This window comes from Echinicola soli (genome assembly GCF_006575665.1).
Classification (GTDB): Bacteria; Bacteroidota; Bacteroidia; order Cytophagales; family Cyclobacteriaceae; genus Echinicola; species Echinicola soli.
This window is the reverse complement of sequence record NZ_CP041253.1, coordinates 3,895,575-3,913,208: the sequence shown is the minus strand read 5'-3', so window position 1 is coordinate 3,913,208 and position 17,634 is coordinate 3,895,575. Positions and strand designations below refer to the sequence as shown.

General features: G+C 41.1%; 16 protein-coding genes. 6 read left to right on the top strand and 10 right to left on the bottom strand.

Annotated elements, in window-relative coordinates:
- Positions 1 to 95: 95 nt before the first annotated feature.
- Positions 96 to 653, bottom strand: coding sequence for a helix-turn-helix domain-containing protein (locus FKX85_RS15380; RefSeq protein WP_141615577.1), 558 nt, complete (start codon positions 651 to 653; stop codon positions 96 to 98).
- Positions 654 to 908: 255 nt separating this feature from the next.
- Here FKX85_RS15380 and FKX85_RS15375 point away from each other — a divergent pair, with 255 nt between their 5' ends.
- Positions 909 to 1,283: a PRC-barrel domain-containing protein gene (locus FKX85_RS15375; RefSeq protein ID WP_229239646.1), complete on the top strand. Its 375-nt coding sequence runs from the start codon at positions 909 to 911 to the stop codon at positions 1,281 to 1,283.
- Between the two features lie 87 nt (positions 1,284 to 1,370).
- Complete coding sequence (locus tag FKX85_RS15370; RefSeq protein ID WP_141615576.1) at positions 1,371 to 2,435, top strand: DNA topoisomerase IB; 1,065 nt, start codon at positions 1,371 to 1,373, stop codon at positions 2,433 to 2,435.
- Between the two features lie 33 nt (positions 2,436 to 2,468).
- On the opposite strand, the gene msrA is transcribed toward FKX85_RS15370, so the two are convergent.
- The 4 genes from msrA to FKX85_RS15350 all read right to left on the bottom strand — a co-directional run bounded on the left by msrA (position 2,469) and on the right by FKX85_RS15350 (position 5,014).
- Complete coding sequence (msrA, locus tag FKX85_RS15365; RefSeq protein WP_141615575.1) at positions 2,469 to 3,047, bottom strand: peptide-methionine (S)-S-oxide reductase MsrA; 579 nt, start codon at positions 3,045 to 3,047, stop codon at positions 2,469 to 2,471.
- A 69-nt stretch (positions 3,048 to 3,116) separates the two neighbouring features.
- Positions 3,117 to 3,317 (bottom strand): hypothetical protein, encoded by a 201-nt coding sequence (locus tag FKX85_RS15360; protein ID WP_141615574.1) that lies wholly within the window; start codon positions 3,315 to 3,317, stop codon positions 3,117 to 3,119.
- 7 nt (positions 3,318 to 3,324) lie between these two features.
- Positions 3,325 to 4,383 (bottom strand): PA0069 family radical SAM protein, encoded by a 1,059-nt coding sequence (locus tag FKX85_RS15355; protein WP_141615573.1) that lies wholly within the window; start codon positions 4,381 to 4,383, stop codon positions 3,325 to 3,327.
- 88 nt (positions 4,384 to 4,471) lie between these two features.
- Positions 4,472 to 5,014, bottom strand: coding sequence for a class I SAM-dependent methyltransferase (locus FKX85_RS15350; RefSeq protein ID WP_141615572.1), 543 nt, complete (start codon positions 5,012 to 5,014; stop codon positions 4,472 to 4,474).
- A 154-nt stretch (positions 5,015 to 5,168) separates the two neighbouring features.
- Here FKX85_RS15350 and FKX85_RS15345 point away from each other — a divergent pair, with 154 nt between their 5' ends.
- Positions 5,169 to 7,106, top strand: coding sequence for an LTA synthase family protein (locus FKX85_RS15345; protein ID WP_168196275.1), 1,938 nt, complete (start codon positions 5,169 to 5,171; stop codon positions 7,104 to 7,106).
- 16 nt (positions 7,107 to 7,122) lie between these two features.
- Here FKX85_RS15345 and FKX85_RS15340 read toward each other — a convergent pair whose 3' ends face one another.
- From FKX85_RS15340 to FKX85_RS15320, 5 genes are all read right to left on the bottom strand, one after another.
- Positions 7,123 to 8,151, bottom strand: a complete 1,029-nt coding sequence (locus FKX85_RS15340; RefSeq protein WP_141615570.1) for a hypothetical protein — start codon at positions 8,149 to 8,151, stop codon at positions 7,123 to 7,125.
- A gap of 149 nt (positions 8,152 to 8,300) precedes the next feature.
- Entirely contained in the window at positions 8,301 to 9,533 is a 1,233-nt protein-coding gene (locus FKX85_RS15335; protein ID WP_141615569.1) for a YaiO family outer membrane beta-barrel protein, read from the bottom strand.
- Between the two features lie 17 nt (positions 9,534 to 9,550).
- Positions 9,551 to 10,978: a glycosyltransferase family 2 protein gene (locus FKX85_RS15330; protein ID WP_141615568.1), complete on the bottom strand. Its 1,428-nt coding sequence runs from the start codon at positions 10,976 to 10,978 to the stop codon at positions 9,551 to 9,553.
- Positions 10,971 to 12,506, bottom strand: coding sequence for a hypothetical protein (locus tag FKX85_RS15325; RefSeq protein ID WP_141615567.1), 1,536 nt, complete (start codon positions 12,504 to 12,506; stop codon positions 10,971 to 10,973). Before FKX85_RS15325 ends, FKX85_RS15330 begins: the two co-directional genes overlap by 8 nt.
- A gap of 23 nt (positions 12,507 to 12,529) precedes the next feature.
- Positions 12,530 to 12,889, bottom strand: a complete 360-nt coding sequence (locus tag FKX85_RS15320; protein ID WP_141615566.1) for a response regulator transcription factor — start codon at positions 12,887 to 12,889, stop codon at positions 12,530 to 12,532.
- 286 nt (positions 12,890 to 13,175) lie between these two features.
- On the opposite strand from FKX85_RS15320, the gene FKX85_RS15315 reads away from it, so the two are divergent.
- From FKX85_RS15315 to FKX85_RS15305, 3 genes are read left to right on the top strand one after another with little or no spacing between them, the layout of a single operon-like run.
- Positions 13,176 to 14,852, top strand: a complete 1,677-nt coding sequence (locus tag FKX85_RS15315) for an amidohydrolase family protein (RefSeq protein WP_229239645.1) — start codon at positions 13,176 to 13,178, stop codon at positions 14,850 to 14,852.
- Between the two features lie 12 nt (positions 14,853 to 14,864).
- A complete protein-coding gene (locus FKX85_RS15310) occupies positions 14,865 to 16,241 on the top strand; it encodes an amidohydrolase family protein (RefSeq protein ID WP_141615565.1) in 1,377 nt (458 codons plus the stop codon).
- Between the two features lie 35 nt (positions 16,242 to 16,276).
- Positions 16,277 to 17,578: an amidohydrolase family protein gene (locus FKX85_RS15305; RefSeq protein ID WP_141615564.1), complete on the top strand. Its 1,302-nt coding sequence runs from the start codon at positions 16,277 to 16,279 to the stop codon at positions 17,576 to 17,578.
- Positions 17,579 to 17,634 lie beyond the last annotated feature (56 nt).

Here is a 17,634-nt window from a genome sequence, read left to right as displayed (position 1 = left end):
TATTTTCAATAGACCAACTATGAAGCCAAAGGGGGCTAAAAAGATTACATCATTTACATGCAGGCTTACAATATTATCCGATAAGCTGTGGTATTTTATGATTCCAGTTTTTCTTTTTTCATTGAAAGGATCCGTTGAAATGCAGATGGGGTCAGACCGGTCGTTTTTCTGAATTGATTGGAGAGATGGGCTACACTGCTGTAATTTAGCCGGTAGGCTATTTCAGTAAGGGTGAGATTATGGTTGGAAAGCAGGTGTTTGACCATTTCAATCTTTTGCATAATGAGAAAATTTTCAATGGTCGTCATGGTTATTTCTGAAAAAAGATTAGACAGATAACCATAACTAAATCCCAGCCTTTCACTAAGATAAGAGGAAGTATTCATTGGTAAACTTTCCTCGTCACCCCTGATCATATCGATGATCAGGGTTTTGATTTTTTGTACCATTGCTTCTTTCTGGTCATCAATAATCGTAATCCCATAAGGCAACAGACGCTTGGCCAACTGATCGAGTTTGTCTGGTGCGAGTGGCTTAGTGATCTTAACTGTGGCGGACGATTGAAGCTCATAGACAATTCCTTCTGCTTTCAATATTTCATTAATAATCACTTTACAAAGTACATTCTGGTCAATTTTTAAATTGATCTCCATAATTTATCGGCTATTGCTTAGTCAACATACTGGTAATTTTCATTTAAGGCAATCTGTGAAGGACATTTCCAACAGGTAATCGTAGCATTTGCCATCAGCCACAAAGTGAAACTTATCTCAGAATTATGTACCATTCTATCGCCACTCCTATTTGACCAATCAGTCCCTACTATCGTCCTGTTGTATTCTGTCCCAGTGGTACGGGAATTGAATATACTTAGGTATCTGAAGAATTGCCAATTTAACCACAAAACGATGAGAAATGAAGTGAATGATCTGATCCTATCAGGCAGTTCCATCAAAGGAACGACTGTAAAAACACCGCTGGACGAAAAAATCGGCAGCATCAAAGACCTGATGATAGAAACCAGCACTGGCCATATAGCCTATGCGGTCCTGGAAGTGGATACCGGTTTCCTTAATCTGGGAAGTAAGTTCTTTGCCATTCCATGGCAGGCACTTTCACTGGACAATCACCAAGATGAAGTCATCATTTTGGACGTGGACAAAGACAGACTGGAAGCATCTCCTGGTTTTGATAAGGATAACTGGCCAACCGGTCCCCAATATGACTTTATAAATAAAGTTCATGCCTACTATGGCTACAAAAGGGACAAAAACATATTGTAGATTTTCCATTTCACTTTATGTTGTAACCAAAAAAGCCCCGGATGGTTTCCGGGGCTTTTTTGACCCATCCCACGCTTTTCCCGGTCCATGGAAAAACTCACACAAAAAAAACTCACCCTTCTGTCAAGGGAAAACGAGCAATGTGCCGAGATCATTGGTCTACGTTATATAGACAGTGATGATTTGGGCATCAGGAGAATTCGCCGTGGGAAAGGCTTTTCGTACCATTATACCAATGGAAAAAAGGTGGAGAATGCAGGTATATTAAAGAGAATTAAAGCATTGGTCATACCACCTGCCTGGACTGAGGTGTGGATTTGCGAGAGCCCTAAAGGACATATCCAAGCAACCGGCTATGACAAAAAAGACCGCAAACAATACCTTTATCATTCAGAATGGATTACATTAAGAAGCCAGACCAAATTTTCGCAGCTTTATCCTTTTGGCTTGCTACTTCCCCATATCAAAAAGGCTATTTCAGAGGATTTATCTGTAAGTGGCTTACCGTTACAGAGGGTATTGGCCACAGTGGTTTCACTACTGCTAAAGCTCCACGCAAGAATAGGTAATGAATATTATGAGGAAGAAAATGGTTCTTATGGCCTGACGACCTTGAAACAGGAGCATGTGACCATACATAAAGATAAGATGATGTTTTCATTTCCCGGTAAAAAGGGAATTGTTCAAGAACTTTCGCTCCGACATAAACAACTTGCCCATATCGTAAGGAAATGTAGGAATCTGCCCGGAGAAGCACTTTTTAAACATATTGGAGCAGAGCATCAGTCCATACCAATAGATTCAGAAATGGTCAACACATACATAAAAAACACTACAGGAGGCCCTTATACGGCAAAGGACTTAAGAACATGGTCAGGAAGCGTTCTGGCCGTAGAATACCTTATACGCCACCAATTTCCTTCTGTTCAGGAGAAACGGGAAGAGGTGATATCAGCGGTAATTTCAAAAGTCGCCGATCGACTGAGCAATACTAAATCCATTTGTGAAAAATACTATATTCACCCCGTTATTTTTGAGTATTACCGCTGTAATAAGTGGAAGCCCGCGTTGGATGTCGGAAATAAAGACTTTCATCACTCCCACAACAGATCAGAAAAAGTACTGCTCAACTTATTAAAGGATCTTGCATGACCAATGAATTGATCACGGACTGTATGATTAGCTCTAAATCAGTTTTGTATGCTGTCCAAATACCTTTTTGAGTTTTTCTAGTTTTGGTTTGATCATGAGTTGACAATAGGGTTGGTTCGGGTGGTTTTCATAATAATTGACATGGTAATTTTCCGCTGGGTAAAAATTCGTAAACGCCGTGATTTCCGTGACGATGGGGCTCTCATATACTTCCGCTTTCTCGATCAATGTTTTGAATTCTGCTGCTGTATTTCGCTGTTCTTCCGTATGATAGAAAATGGCCGATCTATACTGTGGACCAATGTCCGCTCCCTGCTGGTTAAGTGTCGTGGGATCATGGGTGGCCCAGAAGACTTCCAGTAGATCCTGAAAAGAAATGATGTGCGGATCATAAAAGAAATGGATCACCTCTGCATGTCCAGTCGTACCAGTGGATACCTCCTTGTAAGTGGGCCCTTGGACAAAACCTCCAGCATAGCCAGGCATGATCTCTTCTACGCCACGGATATTCTGATACACGGCCTCGATACACCAGAAACATCCTGCGCCAAAGGTGGCCACCTGTTTACCTGCTGGTATATCGTGTATGGGAGTCTTCGGAAGTGTCGTCATATGCGCTATTATTGTTTGTTGCTGCTTTTAAAATACCTAATACGAGATCATCCACTCATATATTTTTCCCTACAGCACTTTGATCTCATCATTTTCTGAAAGGATGATTTTACCCTCTTTTTCCAAGGATTGGGCGGAATGCAGGATTTCCTTGGTGAAGTGCTTCCAGTCCTGCGGGTATAGCCATTGGATCACTTCTATACAGGAAAATGGTTGCTCTCCCTTCTGTCTACCCATTTCCAAAATAGCTATTTCCAAAATATTATGCATTGTTTCATCATTTAAATAACTTCAACTGCCCATTTGCATTGAAAGCAGAAAAATCTAACTCCGGCATGGACCTTCCACCAAGGTACTTCGCTTTTGCACTGGAGAAAATTTGGTCAATTACAGTCGCCAACGGCCCATTCCCTTTTATTCGCCTTCCCCATTCGGTATCATTCAGCTTTCCTCCATGCAGCTGTTCGATCTGATGGAGTACCTTATCTGCCCGGTCCGGATAGGTCTCGTGAATCCAGGCTTTGAATACCTCCCTTACATTCCCGTTTAGCCTTACTACAGTATAGCCAGCAGCCAAGGCACCAGCTTCAGCACATTTCTGGATGATTTCAGTGATATCCTGATTGTTCAGGGCAGGAATAATGGGGGCAACCATCACGCCACAGGGAATCCCCAATTGGGTAAATTGGCGGATGAGGGCTATTTTTTTCTTGCCTGTCGCAGTACGCGGCTCCAGACTCGCCTTCAGCCTCGAATCTAAGTGATTAATGGAAAAATATACGTGAATAAGTCGTTTACGGGCCAGCGCCATTATAATATCTGCATCACGCTGAATAAGACTATTTTTAGTAATCACGCTTACCGGATGACTTACTTCCAAGCAAAGCTGAAGAATTTTTCTGGTCAATTGATATTTTTTTTCAGCAGGCTGATAGCAATCGGTATTGCCGGAAAGCATGATGGTCTGCGGTCGATAGTTTTTGGCTTTAAACTGCTTTTTGAGAACTTCGTCAATATCCTGCTTTACAATGATATTGGTTTCAAATCCCAAACCTGCATCGAATCCCCAATATTGATGGGAGTTACGCGCATAGCAATAAATACAGCCGTGTTCACAGCCTTGGTAGGGATTCACTGAGTAGTTTAAGGGCAAGTCAGGGCTGTCATTGGTACTTAACCCTTTTTTGGCATGTTCCTGATAAAACTTGGTTACCGGTTTCTCGGTATACTTCTCTTCATCAAGCCCTTCCAAGTGCTCTGCTACCTCTTTCCGCTTCAAGTATGGATTGTGCGGTGCAATCTTTGATCCTCTGCCTTTAAAAACTTCATCACTCATCCGTATGAAGTTAACGCTTCTATCCCAAGGTGTAAAATATATGACATTAATTGTCCCAAAAACAGCAAACGCCTGAAGGATTCCCCGTTTAGCGGCAGATCATGATAAAAGCAGGCGGAAAGTTTCTGAGGGTAAATGCTGTACGTATATTCTTAAAGTAGTTGGCAAACTGGAATTTCAAGAGGTAACTATAGCATATCTGGATGAAATAACCGCTTTCTTTTAAATTAGAGCGGCTCTTTTTATATATCTCCATTCTGGCTTCTTTAGGGATAAGGCTAAAAGGCAATGATGAGAGAATGAGATCAGCTCCCTCTCCTTCAAGATAAGTATCCATATTTTCTGCTGAGTCACAGATGATTTTTACATTTTTCTGGGGAAACTGCCGTCCAAGGTTTTTACAAAAAGCCTCACTGATTTCAAATACCAAAAGTGTAGCGTCCTCATCCATTCGATCGATGATTCCCCGGGTGATACTTCCATCTCCTCCTCCCAGCTCCACAATAACCTTGGCCCCTTTAAAATTGGCGAAGGATAGCATTTTATTTACCAAATACCTGGAGCTAAAAGTTACCGCTCCAGTAGTTTTTATATTGGAAAATAGTTCTTTTATTAAGGAACTTTTATTCATTTTATAATTTTCGAATTTATTGATCAATATAGTTATTTTGCGTTAAATTTTAGTAGTTGTATTGTTATAACCGCTTTAAACACCAGTCAATCGATAAAGAATGAGTCAAAAAACAGGTATTCAATCTACTTTCGTATCCAAAATTACAAGCAATTTGATTAAATTCTGGCAAATAGGCGTGATTTTCCTGTTTTTGCAAATTACTTTGAGTTTTTGGGAGGTCTTTTGGATCGGAAAAATGCATGATATCAGCATCCTTTCACATCCTAATATACTGATCACCAATGTCCTGCAAACGCTAAAATGGTCTTTGTATGCGATAGGAATATTTTTTATCATTCAAGCCTTTTTGGGAATGGTTTTTCCAAAATTGTCTTACTTTTTATTGAAAGTCATTTTTAGTGCCTTAATACTTACAGCAATGGGGCTGGTATTTTATTTTTCCCGGGCCTTAGTCCCTCTTGGTGCAGACGTATATACCTATTCGTTCAGTGATATAAAAGAGACCGTTATGGCCGCCGGCATGTTTAATTTCTATTCCGTTATGGTCCTGCTTGTGGCATTGGTCTTTTTTTATTGGCTTTTTAGTTTGGGAAAATTTATAAATATCAAAGAAAAAGGTGCGCTGATTATCCCTGGAATAGCTTTTTTTATATTGGTGGTGCTGATGATAGTTCCATTAAATTCATCCAAAGGACTTACTGGACTTTCCTATTTTCTAGCTGAGAATAAGTCCTTCTTTCTCTATCAGGAATCATATGATTACTTTGCCTCTGCAGAAAACATATATTTTGATTTTTATCTTTCATCTACCAATGATGAAAACAATTTGTTTCATAAGAAATACGTGGATACCCAATATCCACTTTTGCATAAAAACAACTACCCGGATTTACTTGGTGCATATTTTGAACCGTTTGATAGTGCTCCTGATTTGGTTTTTGTGATCGTAGAAGGGCTTGGGAAAGCCTACTCAGGGCCAGATGCTTATTTGGGAAGTTGGACACCGTTTTTGGATTCACTTAGTGACCAGAGCCTTTATTGGAAAAACAACCTTTCCAGTACCGGGCGAACCTTTGGCGTGTTACCAGGGTTATTCGGGGGATTACCTTTTGGTGAACATGGATTTATGGAAGCTACCCCCTATCCCAAGCACCGAACATTGCTTTCAGTGCTGAAAGATAATGATTACCAAATCAATTACTTTATAGGCTCAGATAAGCACTTTGACAATACAGATAAATTCATGCAACATCAAGGTGTGGACCTCATTGTGGACGTCAATAAATTTGACAAGGACTTTAAAAAATCGCCTGCTGAGTCCAATGGCTTTTCCTGGGGATACGCCGATAAAGAGAATTTTAAAAATGGTTTAAGAAAAATTCCTTCCACGGATAAGCCTCAGGTCAATATTTTCCAGACCATGTCTTCCCATTCGCCATTTGTCATTCCGAGGCAATCTTACTACAATCAAAAAGTGACAGCATACCTAGAAGCTAAACAATACACTCACCCTACCATTTCCCTCAGTAAGTATCAAAAAGAACTCGCAAGTATTATGTATGTGGATGATGCCATCAGGGAATTTTTTACGGATTATAGAAAGAGAAAAGACTTCGACAATACGATCTTTATCATCACGGGTGATCACCGCTTGCCTGAAATCCCCATGTCATCCCTGATAGACCGGTTTCATGTACCTCTTTTGATGTATTCCACAAAACTAAAAAGGCCAAAGCAGATGGCGGCTCTAACGACTCACTTCGAGGTGCCAACGAGCCTTTTGGCCTTTTTGGACAAAAATTATGACATCAAAGCACCAGAAGAAGTGGCCTGGAGAGGATATGTGCTGGACACCGCACAGCAATTCCAGTCGAATATCAAGCATGCCCTTATGCGTAACAAATATCAGTTCAGGGACTATCTCAATGGAGAATATTTCATCTCAGATGATGTAGCCTTTAAGATTTCAGATAACATGAACATTGATCAGATAGATGACCCTTCACTGCATGAAAAGCTTACTACGGAATTTCAGCAGTATAAAAATGAAGACGCTTACGTCATAAAGAATAATGCTATTATTCCATGAGAATGCCCTTGAATCATCACTTTTGCTTGGATAATGCTTTTGTCATCAGTGGTAGGTAATAATTCCAGAAAAAGGATGTTCTATTTGAATAGTCGTCTTTTTCGTTAGCTAGCTTTGAAAGCGTGGGTACACCATAGAATGTGGCCGTTTCCATGCTTACGGGATTGTCAGCAAAGTCACCTGTAAAATAATAGATACGGGCATCTCCTACTTTTCTAGTGATGGATGCAGGAAAATACCTGGGCAATCCAAGAGCCTTTAGCTTTTCTACTCCTCTCTGTGTGGGCCCAAGGTCAAAATAACTAATCACTTCATAAGAACGATCGATACGCAAAATTTCAAACCAGTACGGATAGTTGGCTTCCTTGGGAAGTCCGTATGTGCTCTGGCTTGCCAGTGGTGAAATAACCTTGGGTACTTTTACAGTGATGTCAACCCCCACTTTAAATACCTCAATCTGGCCAAACTCACTTACGAAGATCTGTCCCGCACCTTGGAAATTCCAATCTTCATCGTGCTGTTTATTATAATTACTGATCAGCCATTCAGGAATTTCTTCATTGATCACAGTATCCATTTCATCAAAATACCGACTGATCCACCCTGACCATTTTATGTCAAAGAGGTTTTCAAATTCACTTCTGAGGTATTTTGAGGTAGGCGCACCCATACTGTTAAATTCCGCAAATACCAGCTTTCCTGATGCTATGGAATAAACTAAAAGATCAAGATCTTTCTGGGTCAGGCCACCGTATATTTTTGGTGAAATATTGTTATCTACATCTAAAAAATCAGACTCGTAAACCCCGTAATTATCAGCTATATAAACTATGTCAGTTACATTATTTATTGAATCAATTTGAGCAGATGAAAGGATATCCAGGCTCTTTTCTTTACTTTCTTCATCAGGGAAATACCCTAGGTAGTCTTCTTTATAGTTATAATACTCACCATGAGAGTTTTTATACCTAAGGTGTTTTAAAACCCAGAAAATAGATCGATGTTCCTGCCTCTCGACATCTGCCACAGTTTTATCGATTATCAATACATTTTTTTTAACACTGGGCTGCACATACCAAATGAAATATGTAATCCCAGGAAAAACAACCAACGGGATCAAGAAAACAAGTAATGACCTGACAATAGTCAGTAGATTATTTTTGCTAAACTGATAAGCGCCTTTAAGATCCGCCATTAAAATCTAAATTCTGTACCGATTGAAATGTTAAGATTGGGACGGTAATTTCCTGGGCTAAGCTCATCATACGAATAACCTAGAAAAGCATATCCCATCCACCTAGGTGTCCATAGTTGCTGATATCCCAGCCTTCCCCTATAGGAATCCAGCAGCTGGGACTGAAGGTCTCTATCCTCTTCATCAGGACTCACGCCAGTACTGAACTGCACCATCAGGTAATCCTCTGCTCCCTTAAAGTAGTACCTCGCCTGGATATTTCCACTTATAGAGCCTCCATTGCTAGAAGGGACGTGGTTCGCTCTTAAGTTTAGCCACCAGTTACCAGTATATTTGCCTACAGAAGCGGTAAGGATATGCGTGATTTCAGAAAATTTCAAATGCCTATAGCCGATGTCAAACTCAAAAGCCTTCGGTAAACTCCAATAGATGGAGGTCCCGAACCGATAATCTGGAAAGAAAGAAGCATTGCTAAAGCCACCGTTGATGTACGCATAGAAGTTTTTTCCCAGGCTAGGATAAGCATCGATTTCATATTGCGTACCATAAGCATCAAAACGGTGGGAATGTGTGGCCCTGGCAATGACACTACCCATAAATCCCAATCTTGTCCTTGCATACAGTGAATAAGTCTGCCAAGGGGAAATCTCCCCCTGGAAACTGTCAGAATCCACAGTCATCCCAACGGCACTGTTTCTGGTATGGCGTTTTAAATTACTGATATAGGACAATAAGCCATCGATATCTGCTTTTTTCTTGTATAACTTTTCTGCTATATCGAGTGCTTCCTCGTATTCCTCTCGATAATAATGTAACCTGGACTTTCGATAAGTCAAGCCAGGTGATGCATTACTTCCAAATTGTTCCTCTGCTCGATCCAGTACTTGTTGGGCCTTATCATACTGTTCGCCCCAAAAGAGGTTATCCAAATAACCGTTATAGGCATCTTCATAGTCAGGACTCACCGCTATGGCCTTTTCGAAATACACAGAAGCGGAATCATATCTTCCCTCCCAGGCATTGACCCTTCCAAGCAGTATCCAGACATCGCTGTATCCCGGATATCTCTCCACAATCTCCAGCCCTAGTGCGATCGCCTCATCTCTTTTGCCATCGAGGGCTAAATCCCTCGCCTCAAGAAAATTCTTATCTGGATCAAAAGAGGTCTGTCCGCTTGTCTGATGCGCAAACAAAACGATAAAAAAAACAAAGAATAAAATACTATTTTTCATATGCCTAGTTGCGTTGATCATTTTGTGTTTTTAAAACCTGTTCGTACCATTTCACCCCATCCGCCAATGCCTTTAATAAAGTTCCAGTGTCCTTTCATGCACCAAAGCATAAGTTTTGGATGTACAAAGAAAGGTTCCTTAAGGACCGTGATGATCAATTTTCTCAGATCTCCTTTCCTTCCATATTTTTTGAAGAAAAGTTCTTCAAAAAGAATACTGAAGGATGATAGCATTACCGAAAAAAAATAAATCAGCACAAAGAGACTGATGAAATAAACCGCACTAAACTCACCCAAAAAGATAAGAATGAAGGTATATATCACCCCTAAAAATTCAATAATAGGCGCATTTTTTTCGAATATTGTCCAAAAAGGAAAGCTCACCATGCCTGTAAAACCATATTTCAAATTAAACTGCATTTTCCGATGGAGTTGAAGCGTTTCTATCGTGCCCCTCATCCACCTGTTACGCTGCTTAGACAGAACCTCTTCGGATTCAGGCACTTCCGTCCAGCATAGTGGATCCGATACAAAAGACACCTTGTAAGGAATTTTTTGTTCCTCCATGTATCGCCTCATCCTTACTACCAGTTCCATATCCTCACCTACCGTGGCGGGAAAGTAACCTCCCACCTTCTTGACCAATTCTTTGTCAAAAAAACCAAAGGCTCCTGAAATAAGCAGCAGACCATTTATGCGAGACCATGCCATTCTTCCCAAAAGGAAACTTCTAAAATATTCTATCACCTGAAACCTGCCCAACAATGTGGACGGCACCCGATATTTTACCACAGTACCATCTTTGATATCACAATTATTGGCTACACCAATGCCCCCACCTACGGCGATGACTTTCTTGTGGGTTTCTTCTAGAAATGGACGTAACATCCGTATGATCGAATCCGGAGCTAGAATGCAGTCCACATCGATACAGGCGATCAGTTCTTGATTGGAAACATTGATGCCTGCATTGAGCGCGTCTGCTTTTCCTCCATTTTCCTTGTCCACCACGATGAGCTTGCTGAAAGAAGGGTTTGTAGATTTATATACGGCTCTTACGCGATTGGTATCGATGGTCTGCTCAAATGCATAATCCGTCTTTCTCAAGTCAAAGTTTTCCACTAAAACTTCCATGGAATTGTCCTTGCTCCCATCGTTGATGATGATCACTTCATATTTACTGAAATGCAGTGAAAGTAAACTCCTGACATTTTGGACCAAGCTTTTTCCTTCGTTATAGGCTGGTGCCAAGATCGAAACCCCCGGGGCCATAGGCGTAGTAATGACATCTTTATAATCTACAAATTTGTTTTTCTTAAACTGTTCACGCAGTTCCAGTCCGGACAATGCCGTAATGGTCATATAGATAACGATCACGGCAAAACCGTATAGCAGAAAGAAAATACCAAACAGATCTATCAAGAGATCAAATAATAGACTATACATGTTCCAGTAATGTATCTTTTATGTGTAACTGTATCGCTTCCATTTGGGGTCGCTTAAAATGGCTGACGGCCCAATTCATCATTTCGGGATCCAGGTAGGATAAACTTGTCAACATGCTTTTTTCCAAAGCAAAAGGTTGCTCGCTTTTTAACTTTTCCATGATCAATGCCACAGAGATCTCATTGCCGATCACTCCCATGAGTTCTGCTGAAAGCTTGGCCAGTTTTAAGTCATCACTCTGAAAACTTCCATGCACTAACTCTATTGTGGTATGTGCTGCGAGCGATTTAAACGTTTTAAGTATTTCATACTTTTCTTCAAGTGTAGCGGCTGAAAACATTTCGGATAACTGCTCGATGATCTCCATCCTCCCTAAAAGCCTCACTAGTTTCACACCAAAAATCCGAATACTTTCATTCTCAGATTTTATGAGCCTTACCAAGTCCACTTTTCCCATGGACGAGGTATTTCTGACCACCCGATACAGCCACATTTGTTGCCATCTGGAAAGCGGATAGGTTTGTTTGCCCAAGAAGCTCAGATCCTTATTTGCCGAAAGGTGCAAATAAGCCCTCACAGCGTTGGATCTTACTACGAAATTTTTTGAATGCAATAGTTTTTCCAGATGCAGTGCCGCCTTTCCAATATTCATTTCATAGACCTCCATCGTGCCGGTAGCCTGCATTTCCCAATTCCTGCTTTTTAACTTCTTTATGGAGTAATTGTCCAGCTTTAGCTTAGTATAAATAATCCTTAATTTATCTTTAAAGTCTCCTTTAAGGTTTTTGTTTAGATTGATGATTTCATTTATCAGGGTATTTTTAAATGCGGTAGATTTAAATTCCTTTGTATCAAAAAGTCCCACTACTTCATCAAAACTAAGTTCATTTACTTCGTCTACACTATATGTAAACAGAAAAGCAGAAAGAGGCTCTCTGCAGATATCCACATACTGTTTGGTCAGTCGTTCACGCCGTGCGTTCCGTGCCTTGACTACGAAAATAAAGAAGAGCAACAATAAAAATGTAATGACAAACAGCAACAGGATTCCAATGAGAATAACAAACTTAATATCACTTAGTATCCTACTCCTAAACCGATAGAAAGGCTTAAAACCAAGCTGATTTGCAGCTATAAGGAGTTGGTCTGTACCATTGGATAAACCGGGATCCTGATCGGCAATGTATAGGTCATTATCTTGTATAATATCAATATAACTCATCACATTTTCAAAATCCTTCTCCTCGTCAGAGATGTAATAGTGAAGTTGCTGTGGGGATAGCCCGGCAGATTCGACGGAATCTTTAAAAGATAGAACAGCATTAAAATCTTCGAATTTGCTGGAAAATTCCTTTGGCTTTCGTCCGTCAGGACTAAAACTTAACCTATAACTCATCAGTTCCACTTCGCCAATCTCTTTCAAAAAGGAAACGGTAGCTAGTGAATCCATCTGCTTTTGCCCAGCAGCTATGGTGGCCTTTCCTATAAAGGCAATTAAAAACAGTGTAAGTATCTTTATTTTCAGCAAGATAAACCTTAAACTATAGACAATTAATTAAATAACCTTTTTACCCTGATGGCGAGTTCATTTGGATTAAAAGGCTTTGGCACAAAATCAGATACGCCCATATTAAAAGCCTCCATAACGGTCCCTTCTTCATCCCCTAATGCACTGAGGACAATGATGGGGCATTTAGGGTATTTGACTTTTGCATATTCGATGATCTCTATCCCGCTTTTATAAGGAACCATAATATCCGTTATGATCAAATCAGGCTGTAAATCATCCAGTGCTTCTATTCCTTTGTTACCATCTTCTGCTATTACTACTTTGTATCCTTCTTTCTTTAGTCGAAATTCAACCATTTTTAATATGAGTTGGTCGTCTTCTATTACTAAAATATCCTTCATGTTGGGGTATAATACGTCTTACTTTTCCTAAAAGTATGCACTTTTTGGTACAATTCTAACCTAAAATACTATTGATATGACCAAAATTAAGAACGAAATATTTTTATATATAATTTATTGTAAATAGAATTATATAAAATGTTTTTCGAATTTTATACTTCAAAACAAAATTAGCATTAGGTCACATTATATAACCTTTTAAAAAATAAACCATTCAGTTTTTTGAATCTTTTGTTAGTTTAACGTCTTGTAATATTTTATTGGAACTAATATATCCCAAATGTGTATGATTAAAAGATTAACCACTGTATTGTTTTTGGTGGTATTGATTTGTTTGATGGACACGTCGACGGTTTTTGGCCAGAGTGACCAGACAGGGCAAAAAAGAGTGACGGGCACCTACGCCATCACTAATGCCACAGTAATTACCCAACCCGGAAAATGGCTTTCGGCCACTACAATCGTGATCAAAGATGGGCTGATCACCGAAATTGGCGAAAATGCAGCTGTTCCCGTGGAAGCAAAAGTCATCCCCGGGGACTCTTTATTTGTATATGCTGGATTTATTGACATGGGAGGTGAAGCGGGTGTCCAAAAGCCAGAAGAAGCCCAAAAACCTGAAAATTTTGATCCATCCAATCCTCCCAATGATGTGGCCGGGATCACTCCTGAGCGTACTGTCTTGGACTATTGGGATACCGCTAATGGCAGTATCACAGAATGGAGAAAGACGGGTTTCACCATCGCCCAACTTCTTCCAAAAGGTGAAATGCTCCCAGGAAAAACAGCATTGGTCGTATACGGTAATGCTGAATCCACCAATATCCTCAAAGCGGCCACGGGTCTATTTGGTCAATTTGAAACTGCCCGTGGCGTTTATCCCGGAACTACCCTGGGACTCATGGCAAAATACAGGGAACTGTACAAAAATGCTGAACTTAAAAACCAGCATGCCCAAATGTTTGCCAACAATTCCAATGGAATAAGCAGGCCCGAAAAAAATAAAAGCCTGGAAGCATTCTATCCAGTGATCAACAAGCAAATTCCGGTGGTTTTTGAAGCCAATGAGGAACTTGAAATCCGTCGGGTATTAAAATTGAAAAAAGAATTGGGCTTTGACCTAGTGCTGATGGACATGGAAGAAGGAAGCAATTTGGCCGAAGAACTATTGGCCGCCAATGCATCCGTGGTGCTTTCACTCAAGCTGCCAGATGATAAAGCCCAAAAGGCGGATATGGAAGATGCCACAGAAGAGTCCAAAACTGCCCATAAACGTGTAGTTGAAGCTTATGAGGAGGCTTTGTCCCATGCGGGTAACTTTGAAAAAGCAGGGGTGAAATTTGGTTTCTCCACCAATCAGGTTAAAAAAGACGATGCATTAAAAAACCTGCGGTTGATGATAGCAAATGGCCTGACGGAAGAAGGCGCCTTGGCGGCCTTGACCACAAATCCTGCATCCATCTTGGGCATCAGCAAGTATGCCGGTACGATTGAGGAAGGAAAATCGGCCAACTTAGTTTTGGCAACAGATAGCCTTTTTGCAGAAGACAGCAAGATCAACTACGTAATGGCTGATGGATATCTATATGAATACGATATTTCCAAAACCAAAAAAACAGAAGGAAATACATCCGATGTGACTGGCGAGTGGAATTACACCTCTGAAACTCCTGGAGGTACTTCCACTGGAGAAATCAGGTTTACCGAAAAATCAGGTAATCTTTCTGGGGAAATTGATGTGGACGATCCCAATGGTGGCGGTACACTAACGAGGCCTTTGGAAAACATCAGTTATGACGGCAAAACACTGAGTTTTACTTTTTCTATCGAAGTTCAGGGACAAAAGCTCACCGTCCATACCAAGGGGAAAGTCGATGGAGATGATTTTAATGGATCCATCAGTATCAGAGACATGGGAGATTTTTCGCTCACGGCCAAAAAAGCACCTGATTTTAAATTCTAATTGATGAAGGAAATGAGGAAATTAACATATATCATTTGTTCCCTATTGTTCATAGGATCACAACAACTGACTGCACAAACACCCAAAGGCAGCGTTTTAATTCAAAATGCCACTGTATTGACAGTATCCCAGGGAACCTTGGAAGATTCGGACGTACTGGTAGAAGACGGCATCATCAAGAAGGTGGGTAAGGACCTTTCTGCTTCCAATAACGTAGAGACCATAGATGCCTCTGGCAAATTCCTTATGCCCGGCATTATTGATGCACACTCGCACCTTGCCCTGGATGTGGTCAATGAAGCCACCGCTCCCATTACGGCGGAAGTGGCCATCGCTGATGTTATCAATCCATTTGACGTAGGAATATATAGGGCATTAGCGGGGGGTACTACTATCGCCCACGGCCTTCATGGTTCTGCCAATGCCATTGGTGGCCAGAGCATCACGATGAAGTACCGATACGGCACCCGAAACCCGGAGGATATCATCATGAAAGAGGCTCCCCGAACTATCAAATTTGCTTTGGGAGAAAATCCGACCAGGGTTCATGGTCGTGGTAAAAACATCCAGCCGCGCACCCGTATGGGCGTGGAAGCGGTCATAAGAAACGGTTTTAATGAAGCCCTTCAATACAAGAAAAAATGGAAAACCTATAACCAATCAAAAGAACAAAAGAACAGTAAGGCAACTCATCCAGAATACAACCTACGTTTGCAGACCTTGGCAGACATCCTGGATGGAGAAATCATTATCCACTGCCACTCCTATCGTGCAGATGAGATCTATATGCTGATCAATGTATGTAGGGATTTTGGGGTGGATAAGCTAGTCTTCACCCACGTGAACGAAGGTTTCAAGGTAGCTCCAGAGCTCGCCAAATATACCATGGGTGCTTCTGTTTTCAGTGATTGGTGGGCTTATAAGTTTGAAGTGTATTATTCCACTGCTTACAATGCAGCGATCCTAACCGAAAATGGCGTAATCACTTCGATCAATTCGGATTCAGATGAACTGATCCGTCATTTGTACCATGAAGCTGCCAAGACCCAGCGGTACGGTGGATTATCGGATGAGCAGGCATTGGCCCTGATCACCATTAATCCTGCCAAGCAACTTGGGATCGATGAATACGTGGGATCTATCGAGGAGGGCAAGCAAGGTGACCTGGTGATCTTTGACCACCATCCGTTATCTGTTTATGCCGTCCCACAGATGACTTTTGTGGATGGGATAAAATATTTTGATATCAATGAAGATAAAGATGACCAAAGGCTAAAAGTAAGCCCTACTGAAATGGTAGAGCCAGTTTATCTTCAGGTAGAGGAAGAGAGCTGTATGCATGGTGTCGAGCTCTTTACTGAAGGAACCACTTTTCATCACTCACACTAGTTTAATTCATTGATTATTAAAAAATTAAATGACATATGAAGAAATTTAATTTAACAATATACTTCCTGATACTTCTACTGTTGCCTGTCTTGGGTTATGGGCAGATTGAAGGAGAAGTATTAAAACCACAAAACGGCAAGTTTCTCCTTAAAGGAGGAACAGTAGTCACCGTTACCAATGGCTCACTGGAAAACACGAGTATTTTACTGGAAGATGGGAAAATTGTGGCTATTGGTGCGGAACTGGAAGCTGGAGACGCCACCGTCATCGACTGCGTTGGCCAGTATGTTTATCCAGGTATGATCGACAGTGGAACGCGTTTGGGCTTAGTGGAAGTAGGGTCTTTGGCAGAAACACAAGATTACGCTGAAATAGGAAACGTAACACCCAATATGCAGGCACTGACAGCCATTAATCCAAATTCCGTGGCCATTCCCGTGACCAGGGTAAGTGGTGTCACCACAGCACTATCGGTTCCTTCAGGGGGATTGTTTCCCGGAACAGCAGCCTTGATCAACCTAAACGGGTATACTCCTGACCAGATGTATACAGGATTCAAAGGGATTCCGATGAATTTTCCTACCTCCGCCAGAAGAGGGCGATGGGACCGTAGGTCAGATGAGGAAATCGAAAAAGATGCCAAAGAATCCCTGAAAAACATCAATGATATTTGGGAAAGGGCTATTACCTACATGAAACTTGAAGATGCCGATGCATCCTTGAACTATTATCCAGAAATGGAACAATTGGCCAAAGCCGTGCGAGGTGATTTACCTTTATTGATAGAGGTCAATAAAGCAGAGGACATCCTTAAGGCCCTCGAATGGATTAAGGAAAAGGAAGTGAAAAAGGCAGTTCTTACAGGTGTCTCTGAAGGTTTTAGAGTAGCTGAAAAAATAGCCGCTGCAGGTATTCCTGTTATTACAGGTCCTGTTTTGGCATTACCTTCAAGGTCTTCTGATCGCTATGATGCAGCCTATAGCAACCCCGGTAAAATGCAGAAAGCTGGGGTGAAAGTAGCCATCAGGACTTCCGACACTGAAAATGTAAGAAATTTACCCTTCAATGCAGGTTTTGCTGCAGCTTACGGGATGGGCAGAGAAGAAGCACTAAAGGCCATTACCATTGTTCCAGCTGAGATTTTTGGGGTGGATGATCACCTTGGAAGCATTGAAGAGGGCAAGAGTGCCACTGTATTTGTTTCTGATGGAGATCCTTTCGAAACCAAGACACAGATCAAGCATGTATTTATCGACGGGTATAAAATACCAATGACCAGTAGGCATATACGCCTTTATCAAGAATTCCTGGAGAGAAGCCCAGGCCTGGAAGAATAATCGAAATCCCCGGTGAACTTTCCGGGGATTTGTTTTATTTAGTACTAAGGAACAAC